Source organism: Nonomuraea sp. NPDC000554, from assembly GCF_040300065.1.
In the GTDB taxonomy this organism is placed as follows: domain Bacteria; phylum Actinomycetota; class Actinomycetes; order Streptosporangiales; family Streptosporangiaceae; genus Nonomuraea.
Genome location: NZ_JBEPDC010000026.1, coordinates 54368 through 77522, shown reverse-complemented (window position 1 = coordinate 77522; position 23155 = coordinate 54368). Strand labels below are relative to the sequence as shown.

At 71.8% G+C, this 23155-nt stretch carries 25 protein-coding genes; 11 read left to right on the top strand and 14 right to left on the bottom strand.

All coding sequences use genetic code 11. The annotated features are described in order from the left end of the window. Position 1 precedes the first annotated feature (1 nt). On the bottom strand, positions 2–2854 hold the full coding sequence (locus ABT294_RS37690; protein WP_350811195.1) for a chromosomal replication initiator protein DnaA: 2853 nt from the start codon (positions 2852–2854) through the stop codon (positions 2–4). 244 nt (positions 2855–3098) lie between these two features. Continuing rightward, the gene (locus ABT294_RS37685; RefSeq protein ID WP_350811194.1) at positions 3099–4088 is read right to left on the bottom strand and encodes a CPBP family intramembrane glutamic endopeptidase; all 990 of its coding nucleotides are present in this window, start codon (positions 4086–4088) and stop codon (positions 3099–3101) included. A gap of 98 nt (positions 4089–4186) precedes the next feature. Here ABT294_RS37685 and ABT294_RS37680 point away from each other — a divergent pair, with 98 nt between their 5' ends. Beyond that, positions 4187–4864, top strand: coding sequence for a hypothetical protein (locus ABT294_RS37680; protein WP_350811193.1), 678 nt, complete (start codon positions 4187–4189; stop codon positions 4862–4864). Continuing rightward, the gene (locus ABT294_RS37675; protein WP_350811192.1) at positions 4861–5403 is read left to right on the top strand and encodes a DUF6529 family protein; all 543 of its coding nucleotides are present in this window, start codon (positions 4861–4863) and stop codon (positions 5401–5403) included. Before ABT294_RS37680 ends, ABT294_RS37675 begins: the two co-directional genes overlap by 4 nt. Here the strand turns inward: ABT294_RS37675 and ABT294_RS37670 are convergent. From ABT294_RS37670 to ABT294_RS37660, 3 genes are all read right to left on the bottom strand, one after another. Continuing rightward, entirely contained in the window at positions 5378–6325 is a 948-nt protein-coding gene (locus tag ABT294_RS37670) for an HpcH/HpaI aldolase/citrate lyase family protein (RefSeq protein ID WP_350811191.1), read from the bottom strand. The genes ABT294_RS37675 and ABT294_RS37670 overlap by 26 nt on opposite strands. A gap of 62 nt (positions 6326–6387) precedes the next feature. Continuing rightward, on the bottom strand, positions 6388–7341 hold the full coding sequence (locus ABT294_RS37665) for a CU044_5270 family protein (protein WP_350811190.1): 954 nt from the start codon (positions 7339–7341) through the stop codon (positions 6388–6390). Then, on the bottom strand, positions 7334–7930 hold the full coding sequence (locus ABT294_RS37660; protein ID WP_350811189.1) for an RNA polymerase sigma factor: 597 nt from the start codon (positions 7928–7930) through the stop codon (positions 7334–7336). Before ABT294_RS37660 ends, ABT294_RS37665 begins: the two co-directional genes overlap by 8 nt. 118 nt (positions 7931–8048) lie before the next feature. Between ABT294_RS37660 and ABT294_RS37655 the strand changes: the two genes are divergently transcribed. Both ABT294_RS37655 and ABT294_RS37650 read left to right on the top strand, forming a co-directional pair. After that, complete coding sequence (locus tag ABT294_RS37655; RefSeq protein ID WP_350811188.1) at positions 8049–8525, top strand: nucleoside deaminase; 477 nt, start codon at positions 8049–8051, stop codon at positions 8523–8525. Positions 8526–8652: 127 nt separating this feature from the next. Continuing rightward, positions 8653–9495 carry an SMP-30/gluconolactonase/LRE family protein gene (locus ABT294_RS37650; protein ID WP_350811187.1) on the top strand — a complete coding sequence of 281 codons (843 nt, stop codon included), beginning with the start codon at positions 8653–8655 and terminating at the stop codon, positions 9493–9495. Between the two features lie 17 nt (positions 9496–9512). Here ABT294_RS37650 and ABT294_RS37645 read toward each other — a convergent pair whose 3' ends face one another. Next, positions 9513–10178, bottom strand: coding sequence for a phosphotransferase (locus tag ABT294_RS37645; RefSeq protein ID WP_350811186.1), 666 nt, complete (start codon positions 10176–10178; stop codon positions 9513–9515). Positions 10179–10201: 23 nt separating this feature from the next. On the opposite strand from ABT294_RS37645, the gene ABT294_RS37640 reads away from it, so the two are divergent. After that, positions 10202–10570, top strand: a complete 369-nt coding sequence (locus ABT294_RS37640; protein WP_350811185.1) for a hypothetical protein — start codon at positions 10202–10204, stop codon at positions 10568–10570. On the opposite strand, the gene ABT294_RS37635 is transcribed toward ABT294_RS37640, so the two are convergent. Continuing rightward, complete coding sequence (locus ABT294_RS37635; protein WP_350811184.1) at positions 10554–11501, bottom strand: EamA family transporter; 948 nt, start codon at positions 11499–11501, stop codon at positions 10554–10556. The two genes, ABT294_RS37640 and ABT294_RS37635, sit on opposite strands and share 17 nt — an antisense overlap. Positions 11502–11595: 94 nt before the next feature. Between ABT294_RS37635 and ABT294_RS37630 the strand changes: the two genes are divergently transcribed. Then, positions 11596–12807, top strand: coding sequence for a magnesium transporter MgtE N-terminal domain-containing protein (locus tag ABT294_RS37630; protein WP_350811183.1), 1212 nt, complete (start codon positions 11596–11598; stop codon positions 12805–12807). Next, positions 12797–13258, top strand: coding sequence for a DUF1003 domain-containing protein (locus ABT294_RS37625; RefSeq protein WP_350811182.1), 462 nt, complete (start codon positions 12797–12799; stop codon positions 13256–13258). The genes ABT294_RS37630 and ABT294_RS37625 overlap by 11 nt, the downstream gene beginning before the upstream one ends. On the opposite strand, the gene ABT294_RS37620 is transcribed toward ABT294_RS37625, so the two are convergent. After that, positions 13248–13703 carry a MarR family winged helix-turn-helix transcriptional regulator gene (locus ABT294_RS37620; RefSeq protein WP_350811181.1) on the bottom strand — a complete coding sequence of 152 codons (456 nt, stop codon included), beginning with the start codon at positions 13701–13703 and terminating at the stop codon, positions 13248–13250. The two genes, ABT294_RS37625 and ABT294_RS37620, sit on opposite strands and share 11 nt — an antisense overlap. A 157-nt stretch (positions 13704–13860) precedes the next feature. Between ABT294_RS37620 and ABT294_RS37615 the strand changes: the two genes are divergently transcribed. After that, the gene (locus tag ABT294_RS37615) at positions 13861–15000 is read left to right on the top strand and encodes an Mrp/NBP35 family ATP-binding protein (RefSeq protein WP_350811180.1); all 1140 of its coding nucleotides are present in this window, start codon (positions 13861–13863) and stop codon (positions 14998–15000) included. A 232-nt stretch (positions 15001–15232) separates the two neighbouring features. Here the strand turns inward: ABT294_RS37615 and ABT294_RS37610 are convergent, their stop codons facing one another. The 4 genes from ABT294_RS37610 to sigE form a co-directional block, all read right to left on the bottom strand. Further along, complete coding sequence (locus ABT294_RS37610) at positions 15233–15592, bottom strand: sec-independent translocase (RefSeq protein WP_350811179.1); 360 nt, start codon at positions 15590–15592, stop codon at positions 15233–15235. A 315-nt stretch (positions 15593–15907) separates the two neighbouring features. Continuing rightward, entirely contained in the window at positions 15908–17530 is a 1623-nt protein-coding gene (locus ABT294_RS37605; protein WP_350811178.1) for a S1C family serine protease, read from the bottom strand. Between the two features lie 208 nt (positions 17531–17738). Continuing rightward, on the bottom strand, positions 17739–18263 hold the full coding sequence (locus ABT294_RS37600; protein ID WP_350811177.1) for an anti-sigma factor family protein: 525 nt from the start codon (positions 18261–18263) through the stop codon (positions 17739–17741). 1 nt (position 18264) lies between these two features. Next, positions 18265–18909: an RNA polymerase sigma factor SigE gene (sigE, locus tag ABT294_RS37595; protein ID WP_350811176.1), complete on the bottom strand. Its 645-nt coding sequence runs from the start codon at positions 18907–18909 to the stop codon at positions 18265–18267. A 161-nt stretch (positions 18910–19070) separates the two neighbouring features. Between sigE and ABT294_RS37590 the strand changes: the two genes are divergently transcribed. Then, complete coding sequence (locus ABT294_RS37590; protein ID WP_350811175.1) at positions 19071–19709, top strand: O-methyltransferase; 639 nt, start codon at positions 19071–19073, stop codon at positions 19707–19709. Between the two features lie 52 nt (positions 19710–19761). Here ABT294_RS37590 and ABT294_RS37585 read toward each other — a convergent pair whose 3' ends face one another. Continuing rightward, positions 19762–21171, bottom strand: a complete 1410-nt coding sequence (locus ABT294_RS37585; RefSeq protein WP_350811174.1) for a leucyl aminopeptidase — start codon at positions 21169–21171, stop codon at positions 19762–19764. Positions 21172–21250: 79 nt separating this feature from the next. Next, a complete protein-coding gene (locus ABT294_RS37580; RefSeq protein WP_020545024.1) occupies positions 21251–21418 on the bottom strand; it encodes a DUF3117 domain-containing protein in 168 nt (55 codons plus the stop codon). A gap of 181 nt (positions 21419–21599) precedes the next feature. On the opposite strand from ABT294_RS37580, the gene ABT294_RS37575 reads away from it, so the two are divergent. Together ABT294_RS37575 and ABT294_RS37570 are read left to right on the top strand one after the other, a co-directional pair. Then, positions 21600–22376: a PaaX family transcriptional regulator gene (locus tag ABT294_RS37575; protein ID WP_350811173.1), complete on the top strand. Its 777-nt coding sequence runs from the start codon at positions 21600–21602 to the stop codon at positions 22374–22376. Then, a complete protein-coding gene (locus ABT294_RS37570) occupies positions 22373–23149 on the top strand; it encodes an enoyl-CoA hydratase-related protein (RefSeq protein WP_350811172.1) in 777 nt (258 codons plus the stop codon). Before ABT294_RS37575 ends, ABT294_RS37570 begins: the two co-directional genes overlap by 4 nt. Positions 23150–23155 lie beyond the last annotated feature (6 nt).

The following is a 23155-nucleotide window of genomic DNA, read 5'->3' as shown; positions in this document are numbered from 1 at the left end:
GTCAGCGCGACAGCGTGCTGGTCCACAGGATGAGGTGGTCGGCGTCGTACGTCGTGGAGCGGCCCAGGGCCACCACCTCCGAGCCCGCGATCGTCACGGCCGCCAGCCACTGCATCCCCGGGCCCGCCAGCCGGTCCTCGGTCAGGTCCTGACGGTTCCAGGTGAGACCGTCCTGGGAGGTCCAGGCGGCGCTGTCGCCGTCGGCCGGGGTGCCGTTCCAGCCGACCGCCACCAGGCCGTCGTCGGCCGCCGCCAGGTCGAAGACCGCCGCCGCCTGCCCCGTGGGGAGCCAGGACGTGCGCCAGGTGACACCGTCGTCGTCCGAGACCGCGGCGAACGCGCGGTGTGTCCCCGACGTCTGGGCGGTGCCGATCGCGACGAGCTTGCCCTGGTAGGCGGCGATCTGACGGAAGCCCGCCGAGGTCGCGTCCGGTGGGGTGACGCGTTTGCGGGCCTTCCAGTTGACGCCGTCCTCGGAGAACCAGACGACACCGCTCTCCTGGTCGCCCTGGCCCGCGCCGCCCACCGCGACGTACCCGGACGAGGTGGCCGTCACGTCGTGGAGGTGGACGTCCGAGCCGCCCTGCGGCAGCTTCTTGGAGCGGGTGAACGCGCGCAGGTCGGGGCTGAACCAGAGGGCCGCGGCCGTCCCGGACGGGCTCCTGTCCTCTCCGACCAGCACGTACCCCTTGTCGTCGGCGGCGACCGCGTGGGCGGCCAGGTACGGGTGGTCCTGCGGGCGGGCGAGGTCCCCCGCGCCGGATACCCGCTTCCAGGCGCGGCCGTCCTGCGAGCTGACGATCAGCGGCTCGGTGGCCGAGGTGTCGGTCTGGGTGCCGCCGACCGCCAGCCAGCCGCGGCGGCCGTACGCCACGTCGTCGAGGGACTGCTGGTGCGCGCCGCCCAGGCTGATGGACGTCCAGGTCTGCCAGTTGAGACTGGTCCAGATGCCCGCGTCGCCGGAGGCCGAGCCGACCGCGACGTACCTGCCCTCGTGGGCGGCCAGGCGGTTGGTCTGGCGGGCGATGCGCGACAGCCCGTCGATCCGGTCGAGCCGGACACGGGCGGCCGCCCCCTTGGCAGGGGCCGAGATGAGGACGAGCTGGTTGTCCACGTCCGCGGCCGCCTGGTCGCCGCCCGCGAACAGGGTGCCCCCTTCGGAGATCGTGAAGCCGCGCAGGGTGGCGCCCGCCAGGTTGCCGAGGTCGGCGCGCCTGGTCCAGGCGCGGGCGTCCGTGCTGGTCATCACCGAGTACTTGCCGAGGTCGGCCTGGCTGACGGCGGCGACGCCCGAGGCGTAGGAGATCAGCGACTCCACGCCGGGGCTCTCCCCGCTCAGGCCGCGGATGGAGCCGCACTGCGACCAGCGCGCGCCCGTGGGCGAGCAGTAGACGCGGACGTCCCCGGAGATCGTGCGCTGCCTGGTCGGCGCCAGGACGAACTGCTTGGGCAGCACGGCCAGCGACCCGATCCTGGGCATCGCCTCCGGCAGCTGGAAGCCGGTCGGCTGCCAGCTCTTACCGCCGTCGGCCGAGCGCACGACCCGGGAGCCCGCCCCCTGCTCGGGCTGACCGGCCGCGACGACCGTGTCGCCCTTGGCCACCAGGGCGTTCAGCTCGCGCACGCCCAGGCCGCGGGTCTGCACCCGCTGCCAGGCCCGGCCGTCGGCCGACTGCCAGGCCGCGGGGGCCGAGCCGCCGTCCTCGCGGGTGGCGCGGCCGACGGCGACGAAGCCGGACGCCGTCCTGGCGATGTCGGCGATCTGGTCGCCGGGCCTGAACGCGGCCGACCCTGCCTGCTCCACGGCGGCCCAGCTGAACCCGTCGGAGCTGGTCCACAGGCCGCGCTCGCCGCCCGCGCCGTCGCCGCCGCTGGCCAGCCAGCGCCCGCCGCCTCCCACGACCCGCCGGACGGTGGGAGTGCTCGTGCCGGTGACCTGGCCGAGCTGCCAGTTCCTGCCGCCGTCGGGCGAGAACAGGAACAGCGGACGCGGTGTCGGGCTGGTCGTGTCGCTGCCGACGGCGACCACGGCGCGTCCGGCCGAGGCCATGTCGTTGAGCTTCTGGTTCGAGCCGTCACCGGCCGAGGGGACGGTGAACAGGTCGTCGCCCGAGCGGCCGGTGCCCGCCGCCAGGCGCAGGCCGTCGCGCTGGGAGGAGTTCCACCACTGCCATCCCACCACTCCGGCCGCCACCACCAGGACCAGGGCCGTGACGAGGGCCAGCGGCCTGCCGAGGCGCCTCCGCGCGACGGGGCTGGATCTGCGGACGGCGGCCGGCGCGGGGCCCCGGTGGTGCCTGCCGCCCGCGCCGCCGGGGCGGGCCGGCCCCGACGCGACGAGCAGGTCAGGTCTGGTGGGACGCCCGCCGGGCGGCCTCCCGACCCGGCGCACCCCGTCCTCACCGGGGTCCTCACCGGGGGCCTCGCCGGGCTGAGGCGGCTCGTCCGGCTCGGCGGCCTCGGGCTCCGCCTCCTCGGGAAGCGGCAGGTGGTACGGGGGCTCGCGGTGGGGAGGCTCGGCCTCCGTCTCGGGCCGGGGACGCGTCGGGGTGCCGGCGACGAGCTTGTCGGGATGGGTCACGCGACGCGAGCGGCGGGGCGCCTCGGTCTCGGACGTCGGCGAGCTGTACGGCCTGCGCCCCTTGGGCGGGTCCGGAGGCTCGTCCTCAGGCGTGGGGGCGGAGAAGGGCGGCATGCCCCAGGGGGAGGCCAGGGGTAAGCCCCGAGCCCGGTCGTCGGTGGGGCCCGGCGGGGTGTGCCGGATCCTGGGCTCGTCCTGACCGTGCGCGTCCTCGGGACGCGGGTCGTCGTCACCCGGCGTCCGCCGTGGCGGGTCACTGGGACCGGATGCCACGCGTCGCACCTCCTAGCCGAACTAGTCGAACCGGTCGCGCTCGTCGAGCCGGTCGAGCAGCGGTCGTACCCGGCCGGACCGGCCCGGGGCCTGGGGACCGTTCCAGGCTCACCATCCCCATGCGGCTCGTCCGATCCCCAAGATCACCTCCGCAATCCTCGCCCACTCACAGGATCCAGAGCAACACGCCGGAGCCCGAATGGCGAGACCTCTCTAGCGAGATTCCTGGCACCTCTGCGGCGATTCATCCGGAAATCGTGCTTACTGCCCGCTTTTTGGCCAGATGGAGCACGCCGAAAGCGAACACCGCGAGCTGCACCACCGTCCCCGCCAGCGACTGCCAGGGCACCTCCCCCTGCTGCAGCGCCCTGTCGAGCTGCCCGGCCGCGGCGCTCAGCCCGAACGCCAGCATGTTGTTCACCACATGCATCGCGATCGGCGCCTCCAGCCCGCCCGTGCGCACCGCCAGCCAGCCCATGACCACGCCGAAGCTGAACACGTCCAGCAGGCCGACCCAGGTGTAGCCGTGCAGCGAGGCGAACGCCACCGACCCCAGCAGGATGCCCCACACCGGGTTGCGCAGGTGCGCCCCGAACGCCTGGAGCACCCAGCCGCGGAACATGTACTCCTCGGTGGCCGCCTGGAACGGCACCAGCACGACGATGACGATCAACGCGGGCAGGAAGGCCGCCCAGCCCTTCCAGCCGAACATGTCCGAGATCTGCTGCCCGGTCGCCATCAGCGCGAGCACCTGCGCGACCTGCCCCAGCAGCAACGCCACCACGGCCACGCCGACACAGCTCAGCAGCCACGACCAGCGCAACCGGCCCGCCACCGACGACAGCGTCCCCGGCCTGCGGTGCTGGATCAGCGCGGCCGTGCCGAACACCAGGGGCAGCACCGCCGCGATCGACAGCAGCAGGAAGACCAGCCCGAACACCGGGTCGCCGAAGAGCTGGTCCGGCTTCAGCGACACGGGGATGCCCACGATGGCCGCGATCACCATCCCGACGAACAGCACCACCAGGCCGATGACGAAGAACCCGCCGCCCACGGTGATCGTGCCGACGATCTGCCGCCACATCCGGGTGGTGGCCGCGTTCCTGGCCAGGTGGTCGTACCTCTCCCCGGAGGGCGTGGGCAGGAGCCAGGGCTGCGTCCGCTGCGGGTACGGCTGGGCGGGCGCTCCGGGCTGCGGGCCGTACGGAACCTGTGAACCGGGATTTTCCTGCATTCGTTTATTGTGTCCGGTGGGTGCGCAAAACTTCACAGACGGTACGGCCAATTAGGCGGATGCTCAGGGCATAGGAACGTCAACCCCGGGAGCAGTCCATGTCAAGGCTGGGACCTGTCATCACCCTGGCGGCGGGGGCCGTGCTCGCCGCCGGGCTCGGTGTCGCCAGCATGAACGCGACACCGGCGGCGAACACCGCCGCCGCCAACACCCCCTCCGAACCGGCGCCGGCCACCCCGGCCGCCGCTCCTGCCGCTCCCACGCCGACCGCGAAACAGACCGTCGACAAGGCCGACTACGCGGGCTACGTGAAGGGCGACGGCGGCCTGATCGCGATCTCCGTCCGCGACGGCAAGGCCGTCGGCTACTTCTGCGACGGCCGGACGGAAGCCTGGCTCAAGGGCGGCGCGGCGGCCGGAAAGGCCACGCTGAAAGGCTTCGGCGGTGCCACGGCGAGCGCCACGCTCGGCGGCGGGCAGGCCAGGGGCTGGCTCGCGCTCGGCGGCAAGAAGTGGACCTTCACCGCCGGGACCGTCAGGAAGCCGTCCGGCCTCTACCGGGCCACCGCACAGGTCAGGGGCGCGAAGATCAGGGCCGGCTGGATCGTGCTGAAGCGCCCGCAGGGCGGCTTCTACCAGGTCGGCGCCGCCTACGAGGACGACAGGCAGCTCCGGATCCCCGAACTGGACGGCGACCGGCCCACCAACCCCGTGGCCCTCGACCAGGCCACCCTCTACCCCAAGGACGTCGACGGCTTCATCCAGGAGATCCAGTGACCGCCACCGCGCGACACGCTCGCGGCCTCACCCCGTTGCTGGCGCCGCTCCTGGCAGGCGGCCTGGTGATGATCGCGCTCGGCGTCTTCGGACGCGTCCACGCCCCGACCGGCTTCGCCGTCGGTCCCGCCGGGTTCTCCGGGGCGCTGCCGATGAAGGCCTGGCTGACGACCGGCGCGTGCACGCTCGCCGTCGTCCAGGTGGTCTCCGCCCTGTCGATGTGGGGCAGGCTCGGCGTCACCATCCCCCCGGCGGTGCACCGCTGGTCGGGCCGGATGGCCTTCGTCCTGACGATCCCGGTCGCCTTCCACTGCCTGTACGCCCTGGGCCTGCAGTACGACGTGCCGAGGGTCCTCGCGCACTCGCTGCTCGGCTGCTTCTTCTACGGCGTGTTCACCGCGAAGATGCTGGCCCTGCCCAGGCGGGGCACGCCCGGCTGGACCCTGCCCGTGCTCGGCTCGCTGGCCTTCACCGCGCTGGTCGGGCTCTGGCTGACGTCCTCGTTCTGGTTCTTCACGACGATCGGTCTGAAGGTGTGAAGCTCCTGGTGCGGCGGAGCCCCGCGGCCCGGCCCTTGGCCGCCACGACCAGCGCCATCTTCCGCGAGGCCTCGTCGATCATCTCGTCGCCCAGCATGACCGCGCCGCGCCGCTCGACCGTCGTGTAGTAGTCGTAGGCCTCCAGGATGAGCTCGGCGTGGTCGTAGTCGTCCTGGGCCGGGGAGAACACCTCGTTGGCGGCGTCCACCTGCAGCGGGTGGAGCACCCACTTGCCGTCGAAGCCGAGCGCGGCGGCGCGGCGGGCCACCCGCTTGTAGCCCTCGACGTCCTTGATCTGCAGGTAAGGGCCGTCGATCACCTGGAGGTCGTGCGTCCTGGCGGCCATCAGCAGGCGCATCAGGATGTAGTGGTAGGCGTCGCCCTCGGTGTAGCCGGGCGGCTGCTCGCCGACGACGAGGGTCCGCATGTTGATGGAGGCCATGAAGTCGGCGGGGCCGAACACCAGGGCCTCCAGCCGCCGTGACGACCCGGCGATGGCGTCGACGTTGACCAGGCCCCGGGCGTTCTCGATCTGCGCCTCGATGCCGATGCGGCCCACGTCCAGGCCCATCGTCTTCTCGATCTGGGTGAGCAGCGTGTCGAGCCAGACGACCTCGGTGGGGTCCTGCACCTTGGGCAGGATCAGGCAGTCGAGGTGCTCCCCCGCCCCCTCGACGACCTCGATCACGTCGCGGTAGGTCCACTGGGTCGTCAGGTCGTTGACCCGGACCACCCGCGTCTTGCCCGTCCAGTCGCCCCCGCGCAGCGCCGCCACGACGTTCTGCCGCGCCTCCTCCTTGGCCAGCGGCGCGACGGAGTCCTCCAGGTCCAGGAAGACCTCGTCGGCGGGGAGGGTCTGGGCCTTCTCCAGGAAGCGCGGGTTGCTGCCGGGCACCGCGAGTACAGAACGACGTGAGCGCATGCGGCACACGCTAGTGGCTCGTCCCGGCCGGGCGGCCGCCACCCCGGCCGTTCCTCCGGCGGCTACCGGGGGACGTCACCGGGCCGGTCGACGACGCCCGCGGCGAGGTTCGCGGTCGCGTACGTGGTTCCGGCGCGGAAGGCCACCCGATCCCGGACGATCTTGTCTTTCAGGTAGTCCACCCGCATGCCGAGGAGCTGGTAGGTCGTGGGGTCGAGGATGAGATAGGTCCGGGAGATCACTTGCCCCGCGGAGTCGCGGTCCGTCCCGAAGGTGCCCGCGCTGCCCGACTCGTACGCGAGCCCGATGCCCGTCCTGCCCGACACGTCCTGTACGCCGCTGTCGACCCGGACACCAGGGATCTGGGCGAGGGCGCGGTACATCGCCCCCTGGAGCTTGGGCGGCACGGGGACGTCGTGGTCGAGGTAGATCGCCAGCGCGCGGTAGGCGCGCTCGTCGGGGCGCTCCGCCGACCTGGTCGCCCAGTACGGGTCACTCTTGACCTGCGCCAGGAGTTCGCCGGGGTCGGTGGGCAGCTGGGCCAGTTTGGCCGCGAACCTGCTGGGAGACAGGCCCGGGGCGAGTTTCCTCGTCTCGAGACGTCCGTCGCCCACGCGCACGGCCTCGCGGGTGCCGTCGTAGCGCAGCCAGACCTCCTGAACTCTGGCCGCGGACCCGTCCGCCTCCTTGACGGCGACCTTCCGGTAGATCCACTGATCGGGACGGGGGGTCTCGGGCGTCTGCCGCCGCTCCGCCGCCTGAGCGGCCCGCAGCAGCACGGTCTCGGCGCTCACCGGCCGGGGCTCGGCGGTCACCGTCGGCCGGACAGCGTGAGACTGCGGGCCGGACATGGCGACCGCCACCGCCGTCGCGGCCGTCGCCGCCGCCAGCAGGGAGGGCGCGAGCCAGAACCGGCGCCGGCGCTTCGGCGCGCGGGCGCGCAGCGAGCGCAGCCGCTCCGCATCGGGCTCCGGCGCGTCCGCCCGCATCTCGCTCAGCAGCTTCAGCTCATCCACGAGTGACCTCCTTGCCTTCCGGTTCGACAGCGGACGGATCCGTTCCGCCCAGGGCTTCACGGGTCTTTCTCCGGGCACGGTGGAGGCGGGACCGCACCGTGCCGATGGGGATGCCGAGCGCCCGCGCCACCTCCTCGTAGCTGAGGTCGGCCCAGGCGACCATCAACAGCACCTCGCGGTCGTCGGGCGACAGCACTGCCAGCGCCCCCGCCAGCTCACGGTGCGCCGCCGAGGCCGACACCCGGGCCTCCACCCGGTCGGCGTAGCTCTCCGCCACCTCGTCCACGCCGGTTCTGGCCAGCGCCTGGTACGCCCTGACCTCGGCGCGGCGGTGCGTGCCGATGAGGTTCGCGGCGATGCCGTACAACCATGGGCGGGCGTCGCGGTGGGCGGTGTCGTAGCGTTTGAGCCGTCGGAAGGCCGCCAGGAACGTGTCGGCCACGACGTCGTCGGCCAGCGAGTCGCCCAGACGCCGGGTCACGTAACGGTGGAGGGCGGGAGCGTGCCGGTTGAACAGCACGGAGAAGACGGCAGGGTCACGCCGGGCACGGTCGATCACCTCCGCGTCGTCCGGTTCGGTATCGGTCATCAAGCTCGGGCTCCGTTTCTCGGGATCGGCACACCCCCTTTCACCCGATGGCGGAAATCGAGTTCTCGTCCATCCGCTGGCTAGCATGGCCTCGAAGATCGCATGTGAGGAGCCCGTCATGGTGGACGAGACCGACCTGCGCCACCTGCGCCGCTGCGTGGAACTGGCGACCGAGGCCCTGGAGGAGGGCGACGAGCCGTTCGGCTCGGTCCTCGTCTCCGGCGACGGGACCGTCCTGGCCGAAGACCACAACCGGGTGGCGGGCGGCGACCACACCCGCCATCCCGAGTTCGAGCTGGCACGCTGGTCCGCCACGCACCTCACCCCCGAGGAGCGGGCGGTGGCCACCGTCTACACGTCCGGCGAGCACTGCCCGATGTGCGCCGCCGCGCACGGCTGGGTGGGGCTGGGCCGCATCGTCTACGCCGCGTCCTCCGAGCAGCTGGCGGGCTGGCTGAGCGAGATGGGCGCGCCCCCGCCGCCCGTGCGGACCCTGCCGATCCGCGACGTCGTACCCGGCGCCCAGGTGGACGGGCCGGCGCCCGAGCTGGCCCAGCAGGTGCGCGAGCTGCACCGCCGCTCCTACCGCTCCTGAGCTACCGCTCTCCCTCCGGGCGCCTCGCGCGGAAATTCTTCGTCAGGGATGTCGAGACCGGTCGCACGGCTGCGACGTCCCCCGTGAGACGCGCCCGAAAGGGGCGCTCCACGACGAGGAGAGCGGCATGAAGCTGGAAACCCTGATCGACGGCGGCGCCTTCTTCGAGGGGCCGCGCTGGCACGAGGGCCGCCTGTGGGTGTCGGACTTCTGGCGCTACCGGGTCACGGCCATCTCCCTCGACGGCGACGCCGAGGTGGTGGCCGAGGTGCCGGGGTCGCCGTCCGGGCTGGGCTGGCTGCCCGACGGCAGCCTGCTGGTGGTCTCCATGCGCGACAGCAGGCTCCTGCGGGTGCGCGACGGGCGGACCACCGAGCACGCCGACCTGTCCGCCCACGTCGGGGGGATGGCCAACGACATGGTGGTGGACGCGAGCGGGCGTGCCTACGTCGGTGGCATCGACTTCACCACCATGGGCCCCACGAACCTGGTGCGGGTGGACCCCGACGGCGCGGTGACCGTGGTCGCCGAGGACATGGCGTTCCCGAACGGCGCGGTCATCACGCCCGACGGCTCGACCCTCGTGGTCGCCGAGTCCTGGGCGCCGCGGCTGACCGCGTTCGACATCCGGCCCGACGGCTCCCTGACCGGCCGGCGTGTGTGGGCGGACTTCGCGCTCCCCGAGGGCGCTCCCGGCCAGATCGCCCCCGACGGGATCGCGCTGGACGCCGAGGGCGCGCTGTGGGTGGCCGACGCGGGCGGCAACCGGGCCGTCCGGGTGCGCGAGGGCGGGGAGATCGTGGACGAGGTCGGCACCGGCGACCTCAAGCTGGTGGCCTGCGCACTGGGCGGCGAGGACGGCCGCACGCTGTTCCTCTGCGCCACCCCGACCTACGACCAGCAGGAGGCGGAGACGAAGCAGCAGGCCCGCATCCTCACCTGCCAGGTGAACGTCCCGTCGAGGGCGTAGCCGTCCGCGCCGCGCTCTCACCCGAGCCCGGCTCGGACGAGGGCCACCGCCTCGTCAAGGCGGTCGATCTCGTCGCGGGTGAGGTTCGGGTCGGCGGCCCGCCTGGCGCGGGCCTCACCGACGTGCCCGCCGGGTTCGGTGCCGCGGTTCTCCAGCAGGGACACGAGCACGGCACGCACGGCCGCGGCGCGCTCCGGCGCCGCGGCGACGGCGACCTGGGCCAGGATCAGCGCCGACATGGCCCAGTCGAGGCCGGGCGGCCCCTCCTCGGCGTTGCACCAGTCGATCACGACCGGCCCCTCCGGAGTCAGCAGGACGTTCTCCGGATGCAGGTCGAGGTGGAGGATGCGGTCTCCAGGACCGTTCCCCGCCCGTGCGGGGACGGTGTGCAGGTGGCCGAGCAGCCGGGCGAGGGTCTCGCCGCCTTCCTCGGCCGCCATCGACCCCGACAGCAGTGCCTGCGCCATCGTCGGCCCGGACAGCCGATCCATCACCAGGTCCGTGCGGGCCTCGCCGCCCGGATGGACGCGCGGCACCGGGAAGCCGCTGGCCGACAGGTGGGCCATCAGCACGGCCTCACCGGTGGCGTCGTGGCCGGAGCGGTACCTGCGCAGCACTCGGCCCTCGTCGAGGGCGTAGACGTCCGCGCTGCGTCCTGAGGCGAGTAGGTGGCCGATGCGCATGGCTCGAAGCTACAGTCGGGGTCGTGAGCGACACCAGCGCGGTCATCGAGGAGGGCGCCAAGAAGTCGGGCGTCCTCTGGGTCGGCCTCGACCGTCCGCGCCTGGCCTGGCACGCCTGGCACGACGGCGCGATCTATCTGGTGACCGGCGGAGGCGAGCAGCGCCTGCCCGGGCTCGACCGGCTCGGCACCGTCCGGGTGACGCTGCGCAGCAAGGACAACGGCGCCCAGCTGGCGGACTTCGAGGCCGACGTGCACGTCGTCGACCAGGCCGCCGAGGCGGAGGCGGTGGCCGCTCTGGCCAAGGAGCGGCTCAACGCCCCCGACAGCGAGCACCTCACCGACCGCTGGGCCCGCGAGTCGACCGTGCTGCGGCTCACACCCCGGCTCTGACCTGCGGTTCCGGCTCCAGCGACGGCACCGGGGCGGCGGAGGTGGCCGTCTGCGCGAGCAGCGCGCCCACGAGGACGATCAGGCCGCCCACGATCTGGAACAGGCCCAGCGTCTCGCCCACCAGCGCCCAGGCCACCACCGCGCCGCCGATGACCTCCAGCGAGGCGACCGTCGCTCCCACCGCCGCCGACAGCCGCCTGACCGCGTTCACGCCGAGGATGTAGGCCGCCACGGTGGCGATGAGCACCATCCATAGGTACGCGCCCAGCACCGGCAGCGTCTGCCCGCCCTCGGGGGTGGCCTGGACGGTGAACGCCTGCCAGGGGATGTTCCACGGCCGCGAGAACGGCAGCAGGACGACGGCGGCGCCCGTCATGCCCCAGGCGATCAGCCCGAGGGGGTCCACGTCGTCCCCGAAACTATCGTTCATCAGGAAATATCCGGCGCAGCACGCGCCCGCCACCAGGCCGAGCAGCAGCCCCAGGGCGTCCAGGCGGAGCCCCTGCCACGCCTCCACCACGATGGCCAGCCCCACCACGGCGGTCACCGCGCCGACGAAGGCCGCGCGGGCCAGCCGCACCTTGCGGACGAACCGGACCCACAGCACCACCATCACCGGCGCCATGAACTCCAGCAGGAGCGCGACCCCCACCGGCAGCCGGGTGATGGCGACGAAATAGAGTGACTGCACCCCGGCGACCGCCACGACCGCGTACAGCACGAGGAACGGCAGCCGGGAGCGCGGGATGCGCAGCGCGCTGGGCTTGGCCACCGCCAGCACGGCGAGGAGCAGCAGGCCCGCGCCCGCCATCCTGGCCCAGACCGCCTCGATCGGGGTGAGGCCGGCGGCGATCAGGTATTTGGCCATGGGCCCCGAGAACCCGAAGCAACAAGCCGACACAAACGCGACGGCCAGTCCCGTATACCTCATAGCCACACCATTCGGGTAATTACCATTAAACGGGTTTGATACTGACACGACCAGCGTCCAGAGCGCAATGCCCCAGCACTGTTAGCCTGCTGTAGTGAAGATCTTCGTGGCCCGCCTGGCCGGGACGCCGATCTTCGACCCCGCGGGCGACCAGATCGGCCGCATCAGGGACGTCGTGGTCGGCCTGCACGACCACCTGCCGCCCAACGTGCACGGCATGGTGGTCGAGATGCAGCCGCGCCGTCGCGTGTTCCTGCCCATCACGAGGGTGCGCGGCATCGAGGCCGGCGCGGTCGTCTTCACCGGACGCATCAACATGCGCAGGTTCGAGAAGCGCACCACCGAGACCCTCGTCATCGGGGAGATGCTGGACCTGACCGTCCAGGTCGGCGGCGAGCCGATGACCGTCCACGACGTCGCCATGGAGGAGACCAGCCCCTCGGCCTGGCACGTCACGAAGATCGCCGCCTACCGGGGCAGGAGGCGGCGCGAGATGCGGATCCTCGACTGGAGCGAGGTGTCCGGCTTCGACATCCTGCAGCAGGACCAGGGCGCCGCAGGGCTGATCGCCGCGTTCGAGTCGCTGCGGGCCGCCGACATGGCCGGCGCCCTGCACGAACTGCCGGCCAAGCGGCGCGTCGAGATCGCCCACGCGCTCGACGACAAGCGGCTCGCCGACGTCCTGGAGGAGCTGCCGCCCGACGACCAGATCGGCATCCTCGGCAAGCTGGAGCCCGAACGGGCCGCCGACGTCCTGGAGGAGATGGGCCCCGACGACGCCGCCGACCTGCTGCACGGCCTCCCCGCCGAGCAGGCCGCCAGGCTCCTCGCGCTGATGGAGCCCAACGAGGCGGCGCCCGTGCGGCGGCTGCTCACCTACCCGGACGACACCGCCGGCGGCATGATGACCAGCGAGCCGGTGATCCTGCCGCCGACCGCCACCGTGGCCGACGCGCTCGCGCACATCCGGCAGCAGGACCTGACGCCCGCCGTCGCCGCCCAGGTCTACGTCACCCGCCCGCCCACCGAGACCCCGACGGGCGCCTTCCTGGGCGTGGCCCACTTCCAGCGGCTGCTGCGCGAACCGCCGTCCACCCTGCTGGGCAGCGTGATCGAGACCGCGCTCGACCCGATCAGGCCGGAGCTGCCGCTGCAGGAGGTCACGTCCTACCTGGCCAACTACAACCTGGTGGCGGCGCCGGTCGTCGACGAACTGGGCAGGCTCGTCGGCGCGGTCACCGTCGACGACGTGCTCGACCACCTGCTTCCCGAGGACTGGCGAGAAAGAGTGATCCATGACGACTGAACGCCTCGACCAGCCCAGGGCCCTGCGGCGCTCGCTGCGCCCGCACTACGACCCGGAGGTGTTCGGCCGCTGGGCGGAACGGTTCGCCCGCTTCCTCGGCACTGCCCGCTTCCTCGTTTACATGACCGTGTTCGTCATGGTCTGGATGGTGTGGAACGTCGTCCTGCCCGCGCCCCTCAGGTTCGACCCCTACCCCTTCATCTTCCTCACGCTCGCCCTGTCGCTCCAGGCCAGCTACGCCGCGCCGCTGATCCTGCTGGCCCAGAACCGGCAGTCCGACAGGGACCGCGTCCAGTACGAGCACGACCGTGAGGTCGACCGGCGCAACCAGGCCGAGATCGAGTACCTCACCCGCGAGATCGCCGGGCTCAGGCTGGCCGTCGGCGAGGTGGCCACCCGCGACTACCTGCGCTCGGAGCTTCAGCAGCTGGCGGAGGACCTCAGGAGGTGAGGTCCAGCTTCGCCAGCATCGCCCGGACCTGGCCGAGCTCGCCCTGCCCGAGCATGTCCAGGAACTGGCTCCTGATCCCGTGCAGGTAGGTGGGCGTGGCCTCGGCCAGCCGGTCCGCGCCCGCGTCGGTCAGCACCGCGAACAGCCCCCGCGCGTCGCTCGCGCACGCCTCGCGCGCCACCAGCCCGTCGCGCTGCAGCCGGTCGATGAGCCTGGTCAGACCGCTGCGCGAGAGCAGCACCCGGCCCGCCAGGTCGTTCATCCGCAGCCGCCGCTCCGGGGCCTCGGCGAGCTGCATGAGCACGTCGTAGGAGGCCAGCGGGAGGTCATGGGCGACGAGCAGCTCCGCCTCCAGATGGCGGGTGATCCGCACCTGGGCGCGCTGCAGCATCCGCCAGACCGTCAGCTCCTCGGTGGTCAGGCCCTCGTCGCCCAGAAGAGTCACGGAGTAACCTTAAGACGTTGCACGGACACCTAAAAGGCTCGGATTAACCGGGTTGCACCGCTGGTTCATACCATGGAGGGCATCTCCACTGGCGTGCAGCGCCTGTCATACATATACCGACAAAGGAGGGACGGCACTCCCTCGTGCCGAGACTTCGATGGCACCAACCCAGGAACAGGTGACGGCCGCTCTCGCCACCGTCATCGACCCCGAGATCCGTCGTCCGATCACGGACCTCGGCATGGTCAAGAGCGTCGACATCGCGCCCGACGGTGCCGTGCGCGTGGGCATCTACCTCACGGTGTCCGGCTGCCCGTTGAAGGACACCATCCGCCGCGACGTCACCACTTCGGTCTCCAACCTCGACGGAGTCACGGGCGTCGAGGTCGAGCTCGACGTCATGAGCACCGAGCAACGCAAGGCCCTCCAGACCAAGCTGCGCGGCAACCGGGGCCCTGAGAAGGAGATCCCGTTCAACCAGCCGGGCTCGCTGACCCGGGTCTTCGCCGTGGCGAGCGGTAAGGGCGGCGTCGGCAAGTCGTCCGTGACGGTCAACCTGGCGGCGTCCATGGCCGCCAACGGGCTCAAGGTCGGCATCGTCGACGCCGACATCTACGGCCACAGCGTGCCGCGCATGCTCGGCGCCTCCGAGCGCCCCACCAAGGTCGAGGACATGATCATGCCGCCGGTGGCGCATGACATCAAGGTCATCTCGGTCGGCATGTTCAAGCCAGAAGGCAACACCCCGGTGGTCTGGCGCGGCCCGATGCTCGACCGCGCGCTCCACCAGTTCCTCGCGGACGTCTACTGGGGCGACCTCGACATCCTCCTCCTCGACCTGCCTCCGGGCACCGGCGACATCGCCATCTCGGTGGCGCAGCGCCTGCCGTCGGCGGAGCTCCTGGTCGTCACCACCCCGCAGATGGCCGCCGCCGAGGTGGCGGAGCGGGCCGGCTCGATCGCCGCCCAGACCCACCAGCAGATCGCGGGCGTCATCGAGAACATGGCGTGGCTGCCCTGCCCGCACTGCGACGAGCGCATCTCCGTCTTCGGCGAGGGCGGCGGCCAGACGGTCGCCGACGCGCTGACGCGCACGCTGGGCGCCCGCGTGCCGCTGCTCGGCCAGGTGCCGATCGACCTGCGGCTGCGCGAGGGCGGCGACGAGGGCAAGCCGCTGGTCCTCACCGACCCCGACTCGCCGGCGGCGATGGAGCTCGACAAGATCGCCGGAGCATTGAGCAAGCGCTCCTCCAGCATCAAGGGCCTCCAACTCGGCCTCGCCCCGACCCGCCACTGAACCGAGGCACTGGTTTCGGGCCCGCTCATCTCGAGCGGGCCCGACCTGTCTTCACGACAGGACCGGCGATCGTCTCCGTGCGGCTTTCCGCCGGATCGCCTTCATCACGAAAGTGGCCCCAAGAAGAAGCTTCTTGGGGCCGATGTCATTCAGGTGTGCGCTTACCCACCGCCCGCCAGGCGGCGTCGGACGAGGAAGACTCCTGCCCTGCCGGCGAATCCGGAGCGTGGCGTCAGGTGGCTTCCGAGTCGTAGGGCGGGAGCTCGCCGTAGCCGAGCTCGTCCACCGGCTCCGGGGTGTACGGGGCGGTGGCGGGCTCCAGGCTTCGCGGGGTGTTGTTCCAGTCGTCCTCGAGGTCGTCCAGAAGGTGCTTGCGGACGAAGTTCCGAGGGTTGAGGTCGTTCGGGTCGAAGTTCTGGAATTCAGGCCCAAGGCCCGCGCGCAGGTCGTCGCGGGCGTTGTTGGCCATCCGGCGCAGGTTGCGCAGCGTTTTGCCTGCTTGTGAGGCCGCCTGGGGCAGCTTGTCGGGACCGAAGACCAGCAGCGCGATGACGATCAGCGCTCCTGCCTCCATCCACCCGAGTCCGAACACCGTGAGCTCCTACCGCAGTCCAGTCGCTCCGAGGACAACCCCGGTCTCCTCCAGACTAAAGGCATTCATGGATGGGTAGGCCCTCCGCCCCCCGGATGACCACGAACCGCTCAGATGGTCTCACCGTCTCGTCACGGCGGGCCGGGCGTGCGGCCGGTGACCGTACCCCTGGAACGCCACCGGCCACGGTCGGCGGGCGGGTCTTCCCCTGCCTGCCGTAAAAGATCTTCACGCCGGAACGGAAAGCCCGCCCGCAAGACCCCTCACCGCCGCAAGGACCACTCAGCTCGCAGAACCCCCACCGGGCACAAGGGATCAGGACGGGGTGGGGGCCGGGTCGCCTTCGGCGGTGACGGTCAGGGTGGCGGTGCGTTCCTGGCCTGCTCGCTGGTACTTCACACTGATCTTGGAGCCGGGCGCCTTGCTGCGGATCAGGGCGATGAGCTCGTTGCCGTCCTGCAGGCGCAGGCCGTCGAGCTCCATGATGACGTCGCCGCCCTTGAGCCCGGCCTTGGCGGCGGGCCCGTTGGCGTCGACGGGCGGGCGGCCCTCCACCGAGTCGGACGCGATGCGGACGCCGGGCCCCTTGTAGTCCTTGTCGAGGACGATGCCGATCTTGGGACGCTTGGCCTTGCCGGTGGTGACGAGTTCCTGGGCGACGCGCCGGGCCTGGTTGACCGGGATCGCGAAGCCGAGGCCGATGCTGCCGCTCTGGCTGGTGACGCTGCGGCTGAGGGTGGCGATCGCGGAGTTCACGCCGACGACCTCGCCTCGGCCGTTGACCAGCGGGCCGCCCGAGTTGCCCGGGTTGATGGCGGCGTCGGTCTGGATGGCGCTGATGTAGGCGGGTTCCTCGGTGCTGGTGCCGCTCTCGTCGCCCGCGATGACGGGACGGTTGAGCGAGCTGACGATGCCCGTGGTGACCGTGCCGGTGAGGCCCAGCGGGGAGCCGATCGCGATGACCGGGTCGCCGACGACCACCTGGTCGGAGTTGCCGAGCGTGATCTCGGGGGTGCCGAAGGTCTCTTCGGGCTTGACCACGGCCAGGTCGGAGCCGGGGTCGCGGCCGACGATGCGCCCGGTGGTGGTCTTGCGGTTGTTGAACATGATCCGGATCTCGCCGCCCTTGGCGGCCATGACGACCACGTGGTTGTTGGTCACCACGTAACCGTCCTTGATCAGGAAGCCGGAGCCTGTCGCGCCCTCGGTGCTGCTGCCGTTGCCGACCTCCAGCGAGACCACGCTGGGCAGCACCCTGGCTGCGACGCCCGCCACCGAGTCCGGCGGCCGGTTCGTGGCGCCCGTGGGGGCGGGCCCGAGGCTGTAGTTCGGGTCGGTGCTGCCGGACGACCTGGTCAGCAGGTACGTGCCGAGGCTGCCCGCCAGCGAGGCCACCAGGGCGATGATGACGGCAACGACGACCAGCACTCCGGTGCTGGGCCCCCGGCGGCCGGCCGCGGCCCCGGACGGGCCTGCACCGTGCGCGGGAGGCGGCGCCCAGCCCGCGCCCATCCCGAGCGCGTTGCTCGGAGGCGGCGGCCCGGCGGGACCGCCGAAGGACGGGTTCTCGAACACGCGTGTCGAGTTGTCGTGGGGAGGGTTCCCGCGGGCGGCGTCACCGGGCGTGTGCCCGACGAAGTCCGGCCTGCCGAAGGAGTCCGGAGTGCTGAAGGAACCGGGAGCGCTGAACGAGTCTGGGGCGCCGTAGGGCGGCCTGCCGCGGTGCGGGTCGTCAGACGGGCGTGTGCGGTCGTCCGGGGAGCCCTGGGCGCCGAAGGCGGGACGGCCCGACGGGTCGCCCCACTCGGACGAGACCGTCTCGGACCGCCGGCCGGGCTGCTCTCGCTGCTCGTCCGAGGGCAGGAAGTCCGGCCGCCCCTGTGGCTCGGGCAAGTCCGACGGCGTGCGTCCATCGTCGGGGCGCGTCTCGTCGGTCATCTAGATCTCACCACTCCTTGCTCGGACACCGCAATCCTGGCGTCGGCGGCATACGAGAGTCGTAAAGCGATTGTCAACGAAATTCCGGACAGGTAGGAAAACCTGCCACAATCTCCTGACAAATCCCGAACCCAGATCGTATGCCCCTGACGTCGGCGACTACGCCATCCCGAGTATCCCAGGCGAGAGCACCCCGCGCGTGCCTGCGTCAGGGCGTGGCGGTCGGGGGCGGCGTCGCGGGCGTGCGCGGCGCCGGGTGGAACAGCTCGACCGGCGGAGCGTTCGTGGTCTGGCCGACCCCGGAGGCCGCGAAGAAGGTGCCGAGCGCGACGGCCGCCGAAACCACGCCGACCGCCACGTACGTGCTGCGCCGTCTACCCCCTCGACCAGGGCCCGATGCTCCACCAGTGGCGTCCCTGCGAGGGCGGTTGTCCAAAGGGGCGATGCTGTGCGGCCCTGGGAGCGGCACCCCTCCGAACGTCCTGGTAGGGAAAGGCCGCTCCCGAGGGGGCAGCGGGCCACCAGGCTCGGCCATCCGCAGCAGCGACATCGTCAGGTCGGCCGGCATCGCCGGGCCGTCGAGCGACCGCAGGCGCGACTTCAGCGCCCGCATCGACTCCACCTCACGCCTGCAGTCGCCACAGAAGGTCAGATGGGCCAGGGCGCGCTCGCGTTCGGTGTGATTGAGTTCACCGTCGACGAGCGCGGATACACGTTCACCAAGATGCGACATATCAGACTTCCTCCCCACGGGTCCCCGACGGGAATGCTGGCGGGGGGAACTGGGAACTACGGGGGGCCCGATGATCGAGCGCCTCCCGCAACTGCGCCCGGCCACGATGGATACGACTCCGGACCGTGCCCAGCTTGACGCCGAGCGTGGCCGCGATCTCCTCGTACGACAGGCCCTCGATGTCACACAGCACGATCGCGGCCCGGAACTCAGGCGCGAGCGCGTCGAGCGCCGCCTGGATGTCCGGTTCGAGATGGGCGTCGTCGAACGCCTGCTGCGGCGACGGCTCACGACCGCGCAGCCGCTCGGCGGCGTCGTCGGCCAGCCCCTCGAACCTGATGCGCTGCTTGCGCCGCGCCATGTCGAGGAACAGGTTGGTCGTGATCCGGTGCAGCCACCCCTCGAACGTGCCGGGGGTGTAACTCGACAAGGACCTGAAAACCCTGACGAAGACCTCCTGTGTGAGGTCTTCGGCGTCATGGACGTTGCCGGTAAGCCTGTAGGCAAGCCGATACACGCGTGCGGAGTGCGTCCGCACGACCTCCTCCCATGTGGGAGGCGTCCATTCGGACGACACGGGAGTATCGGTCTGGTGGTCGCTTTCGTCCACCAGAACTCCTCTCTCTGGGACCACCGCTACCGCCATAGTGCCTGGTTTCGTCCCTTCGTGCGCACTGACTGCCTTCCGGACCGGCAAAGCCCGTTTAAACCTGCAACGCCTCGGGGTGCTCCAGAGTTCCCGTCCCGGCGTGACTCCCCTAGGCTGCGATCGGTGACCAATCGCACGAAAGTGGGGGGAGGAGGCCGATGACCAGTCCGGTAGAGGCCACTCTGGCCTATGCGGAGCAGTTCCATCATGAGGATGAGATCCTGCACGCGGCGCGGCAGCGCGGGCTGGAGATGGGTGCCCCGCCCATCCTTCCCGGAGGCGGGGCCGCGCTCTGCTTCCTCGCCACGGCCGTCAACGCCAGGTCGATCGTGGAGGTCGGCACGGGGTGCGGGGTGTCGGGTCTGTGGCTGCTGCGCGGCATGCGTCCAGACGGGACGCTGACCAGCGTGGACGTGGAACCCGAGCACCAGCGCCTGGCCAGGCAGGCCTTCGCCGAGGCCGGGTTCTCGGGCGGGCGGGTCCGGCTCATCACCGGCCGGGCCCTGGACGTGCTGCCCAGGCTCTCCGACGGCGGCTACGACATGGTCTTCGCCGACGGCGCGAAGCAGGAGTACGCCGACTACCTGGCCGAGGCCGTCAGGCTGCTGCGCGTGGGCGGCGTGGTGGCCTTCGACAACGTGCTCTGGCACAACCGGGTCGCCGACCCGTCGCAGCGCGACCCCGACACGGTGGCGCTGCGCGAGGTGGGCAAGCTCGTGCAGGCGGACGACCGCCTGCGCTCGCTCCTCATCCCTCTGGGCGACGGCCTGCTCGCCGCCGTCAAGACCGCCGACTGAACCGGCCTGCCCGCCCCTGACCGCGGGGCGGGCATTCCTGGGCGGGGACGCCTCAGCGGCGGGTCAGCCAGTCGAGCAGCACCCGCACTCCGAACCCGGTCGCGCCCTTGCTGAGCGTGCCCTCGTCGACCGTGCTCCTGCCGACGCCCGCGATGTCGAGGTGCGCCCACGGCCGCTTGCCCGCGAACTCGCGCAGGAACAGCGCCGCCGTGATGGACCCCGCGCCGTAGGTGGACCCGGCCTCGACGTTGCTCAGGTCGGCGACCTGCGACTCGAGCGCCGGCGCGTAGTCGTCGATCAGCGGCATCCGCCACAGCCGGTCGTCGCTGTCGCGCCCCGCCTCGACGAGCTGGCCGGCGAGCGCGTCGTCGGAGGCGTAGACGGCGCCGATGTTGCGGCCGAGCGCGACGCTGATCGCCCCGGTGAGGGTGGCGATGTCGACGACCGCGTCGGGGTGCAGCTCGGCGTCGGCGTAGGCGAGCGCGTCGGCGAGCACCAGCCGCCCCTCGGCGTCGGTGTTGAGCACCTCGACCGTGCGCCCGCCGTAGTGCGTGATGACGTCGCTGGGCCGCTGCGCCGTGCCGGACGGCATGTTCTCGGCGGCGGCGACCAGGCCGGTGACCCGCACGGGCGCGCCCAGCTCGGCCAGCGCGCCGAGCACCGCGATCACCACGGCGCCGCCCGCCATGTCGGTCTTCTGCGTCTTCATGTTCTCGGTCGGCTTGAGCGACAGGCCGCCCGAGTCGAACGTGATGCCCTTGCCCACCAGCACGACGTGGCGGTCGGTCGGCTCGTCGGGCGTGTAGGAGAGCTGGATGAGCCGCGGCGGGTTGGCCGAGCCCTGCCCGACGGCCAGGATGCCGCCGAATCCGGCGGCCTGGAGCTGCTCCTCGTCCCACACCCGGACCGGGACGCCCTGCTCGGCCGCGCGCTCCGCGAGCCAGGCGGGGTTCTTCGTGGAGGAGGGCATGTTGGCCAGGTCGCGCGCCAGCGCCACCGCCTCGGCAACCCGCTGCGCACGGCGTACGGGCTGCTCGTCGGGGGTCACGAAGGTCAGCTCGCGGACGGGCCTCTTGCCCGGCGCGCCGATCCTGAACGTGTACGCGGCGAGCAGCGCGGCCTCCGCGAAGACGGCGGCGTCGCCTTCGGGCAGCACCACGACCAGCCCGTCGCGGCCCTTGACCCGGCGGGTGAGCGCGGACGCGGACTTGCGCAGGGCGCGCGGCGAGCCGTCGCCGACGCCGTACAGCAGCACCCGGCCGACGCCGCCACCCCGCGCCACGGGGACCTCGACGATCTCGCCGGCCTCCCCCTTGGAGTCGTAGTGTGCGAGCAGGTCGGACACCGGCACGTGCAGGTGCAGGTCGAAGCCGGGGCGCAGGTCGGGGTTGTACGGGACGGCGAGCAGCTCGGCGTCGGCGGGAACCTCTGCGACCACCGATGCAGTGGTCTCAATGGGCACGAAACGTCTCCTCGAACGTCTGCGACCCTGGCGCGGACGGAACGCCAGGGTCGTGGAACACCGTTTGTCTCGGGAACTCTCAGCCGACGACGTTCTTCAACGCCTCGCCGAGCGCCTTCGCCTCGTCGGCGGAAATCTCCACGACGAGCCGGCCGCCACCTTCCAGAGGGACCCGCATGACAATGCCGCGCCCTTCCTTGGTGACCTCGAGCGGACCATCGCCGGTCCGCGGCTTCATCGCCGCCATGCGTGCATCCCTTCCTGCCTTGGGCTCCCGCGGCCCGCGATTTTCGACCGCCCGTAGGGGGTGGTCGGCGCATTCACGTCTTCTGTGATGTCCTATTCTCCCGCATCGAGAGCCCTCATGGGTAACGATCTCCTCCCAGAATGCGTTGTCGAGGGGGTCGAAGACGTCCAAACTGGACTTCGTGCATGCTCGTGCCGCTCTGTTCGACCTGTACGGGGACCACCTGCGATCGCGCGGTGGGCAGGCGTCCGTGGCCGCGCTCGTGCGTCTGATGAAAGCGCTGGACATCGCGCCTCCGGCCGTGCGGACAGCCGTTTCGCGGATGGTCAGGCAGGGCTGGCTGTGTCCGGTGCGGCTGCCGCAGGGGGCCGGCTACGGGCTCACGCCGAAGTGCGTCAGACGGCTGGACGAGGCGGCGCTGAGAATTTACCGAGCCGGAACCCTGAGCTGGCGCGGCAGGTGGCACCTGATCGTGTTCGAGCCCGTCAAGGACCGCCCGCGCAGGGAGCGGATCCGCGCCGACCTGACCTTTCTCGGCTACGCGGCGCTGTCGGAGACGACCTGGATCGGCCCGCGCTCCTCGATCGAGCTCGACAACCTGCTGGAGGCCGAGGGCGTGCGCGCCGACAGGTTCGACGCGGCGCTGGAGGGCGACCCGCGCGAACTGGTCGCGCGGGCGTGGGATCTGACGGCCATCGGCGAGGCGTACGAGCTGTGGCTGGCCGAGGCTGTCACGCTGGTCGCCGGGCTGCCGGACGGGGCCCCGCCCGACCAGGTGTTCGCGACCAGGAGCAAGCTCGTGCACGGCTGGCGCAACTTCCTGTTCCGCGACCCCGGCCTGCCGCCCGAACTGCTGCCACCCGGCTGGCCAGGGGAGAAGGCCAGGGCCTACTTCGAGCAGGAGGCCGCCCGCCTGCTGCCCGCCGCCGCCGCGTTCGTCGACAGGGAGTACATGTGATCCGTTATGACGTGACCGACGCCGTCGCCACCATCACGCTCGACCGGCCCGACGCGATGAACTCGCTGACGGCCGAGGTGAAGGCGGCCCTGCTCGACGCGCTGCGCCGCGCGGCGGAGTCGCCGGAGGTCAGGGCGGTGCTGCTCACCGGCTCCGGGCGGGCCTTCTGCGCGGGCCAGGACCTGCGCGAGCACGCCGCCAACCTGAAGGCGGGCCGCGGCCTGGCCAACACCGTGCGCGAGCACTACAACCCGATCGTCGAGCTGATCACCACCATGGCCAAGCCGGTCGTGGCCGCGGTCAACGGGGTCGCGGCGGGGGCGGGCGCGTCCCTGGCCTTCGCCTGCGACCTGCGGATCGCCTCGGAGAAGGCCAGGTTCGCGCTGGCGTTCGCCGGGATCGGCCTGGCCCCCGACTCCGGCGCCTCCTGGACCCTGCAGCGGCTGGTCGGCCCCGGCCGCGCTGCCGAGCTGATGCTGCTCGGCGAGCCGCTCGACGCGTCCCGCGCGCTGGAGCTGGGCGTGGTCACCCGCGTGGTGCCCGCCGACGAGGTGCTGAAGACGGCCCAGGAGCTGGCCGTGCGGCTGGCGCAGGGGCCGACGCTGGCCTACGCGGCCACCAAGCGCGCGCTGGCCTTCGCGGCGGCGCACCCGCTGCGGGAGTCGCTGGCCCTGGAGGCGGACCTGCAGGACGCCTGCGCGGCCTCCCAGGACCACCTGGACGCGACCAGGTCCTTCCTGGCCAAGGAGCGCCCGGTGTTCCACGGCCGCTGAACCGGC

Excerpts from the sequence above, each read along its gene's own strand:
- ABT294_RS37685 (WP_350811194.1), bottom strand. The coding sequence starts at position 4,088 with ATGCAGGAAAATCCCGGTTCACAGGTTCCGTACGGCCCGCAGCCCGGA.
- ABT294_RS37680 (WP_350811193.1), top strand. The coding sequence starts at position 4,187 with ATGTCAAGGCTGGGACCTGTCATCACCCTGGCGGCGGGGGCCGTGCTC.
- ABT294_RS37670 (WP_350811191.1), bottom strand. The coding sequence starts at position 6,325 with ATGCGCTCACGTCGTTCTGTACTCGCGGTGCCCGGCAGCAACCCGCGC.
- ABT294_RS37660 (WP_350811189.1), bottom strand. The coding sequence starts at position 7,930 with ATGACCGATACCGAACCGGACGACGCGGAGGTGATCGACCGTGCCCGG.
- ABT294_RS37655 (WP_350811188.1), top strand. The coding sequence starts at position 8,049 with ATGGTGGACGAGACCGACCTGCGCCACCTGCGCCGCTGCGTGGAACTG.
- ABT294_RS37650 (WP_350811187.1), top strand. The coding sequence starts at position 8,653 with ATGAAGCTGGAAACCCTGATCGACGGCGGCGCCTTCTTCGAGGGGCCG.
- ABT294_RS37645 (WP_350811186.1), bottom strand. The coding sequence starts at position 10,178 with ATGCGCATCGGCCACCTACTCGCCTCAGGACGCAGCGCGGACGTCTAC.
- ABT294_RS37635 (WP_350811184.1), bottom strand. The coding sequence starts at position 11,501 with ATGAGGTATACGGGACTGGCCGTCGCGTTTGTGTCGGCTTGTTGCTTC.
- ABT294_RS37625 (WP_350811182.1), top strand. The coding sequence starts at position 12,797 with ATGACGACTGAACGCCTCGACCAGCCCAGGGCCCTGCGGCGCTCGCTG.
- ABT294_RS37615 (WP_350811180.1), top strand. The coding sequence starts at position 13,861 with ATGGCACCAACCCAGGAACAGGTGACGGCCGCTCTCGCCACCGTCATC.
- ABT294_RS37605 (WP_350811178.1), bottom strand. The coding sequence starts at position 17,530 with ATGACCGACGAGACGCGCCCCGACGATGGACGCACGCCGTCGGACTTG.
- ABT294_RS37600 (WP_350811177.1), bottom strand. The coding sequence starts at position 18,263 with ATGTCGCATCTTGGTGAACGTGTATCCGCGCTCGTCGACGGTGAACTC.
- sigE (WP_350811176.1), bottom strand. The coding sequence starts at position 18,909 with ATGGCGGTAGCGGTGGTCCCAGAGAGAGGAGTTCTGGTGGACGAAAGC.
- ABT294_RS37590 (WP_350811175.1), top strand. The coding sequence starts at position 19,071 with ATGACCAGTCCGGTAGAGGCCACTCTGGCCTATGCGGAGCAGTTCCAT.
- ABT294_RS37580 (WP_020545024.1), bottom strand. The coding sequence starts at position 21,418 with ATGGCGGCGATGAAGCCGCGGACCGGCGATGGTCCGCTCGAGGTCACC.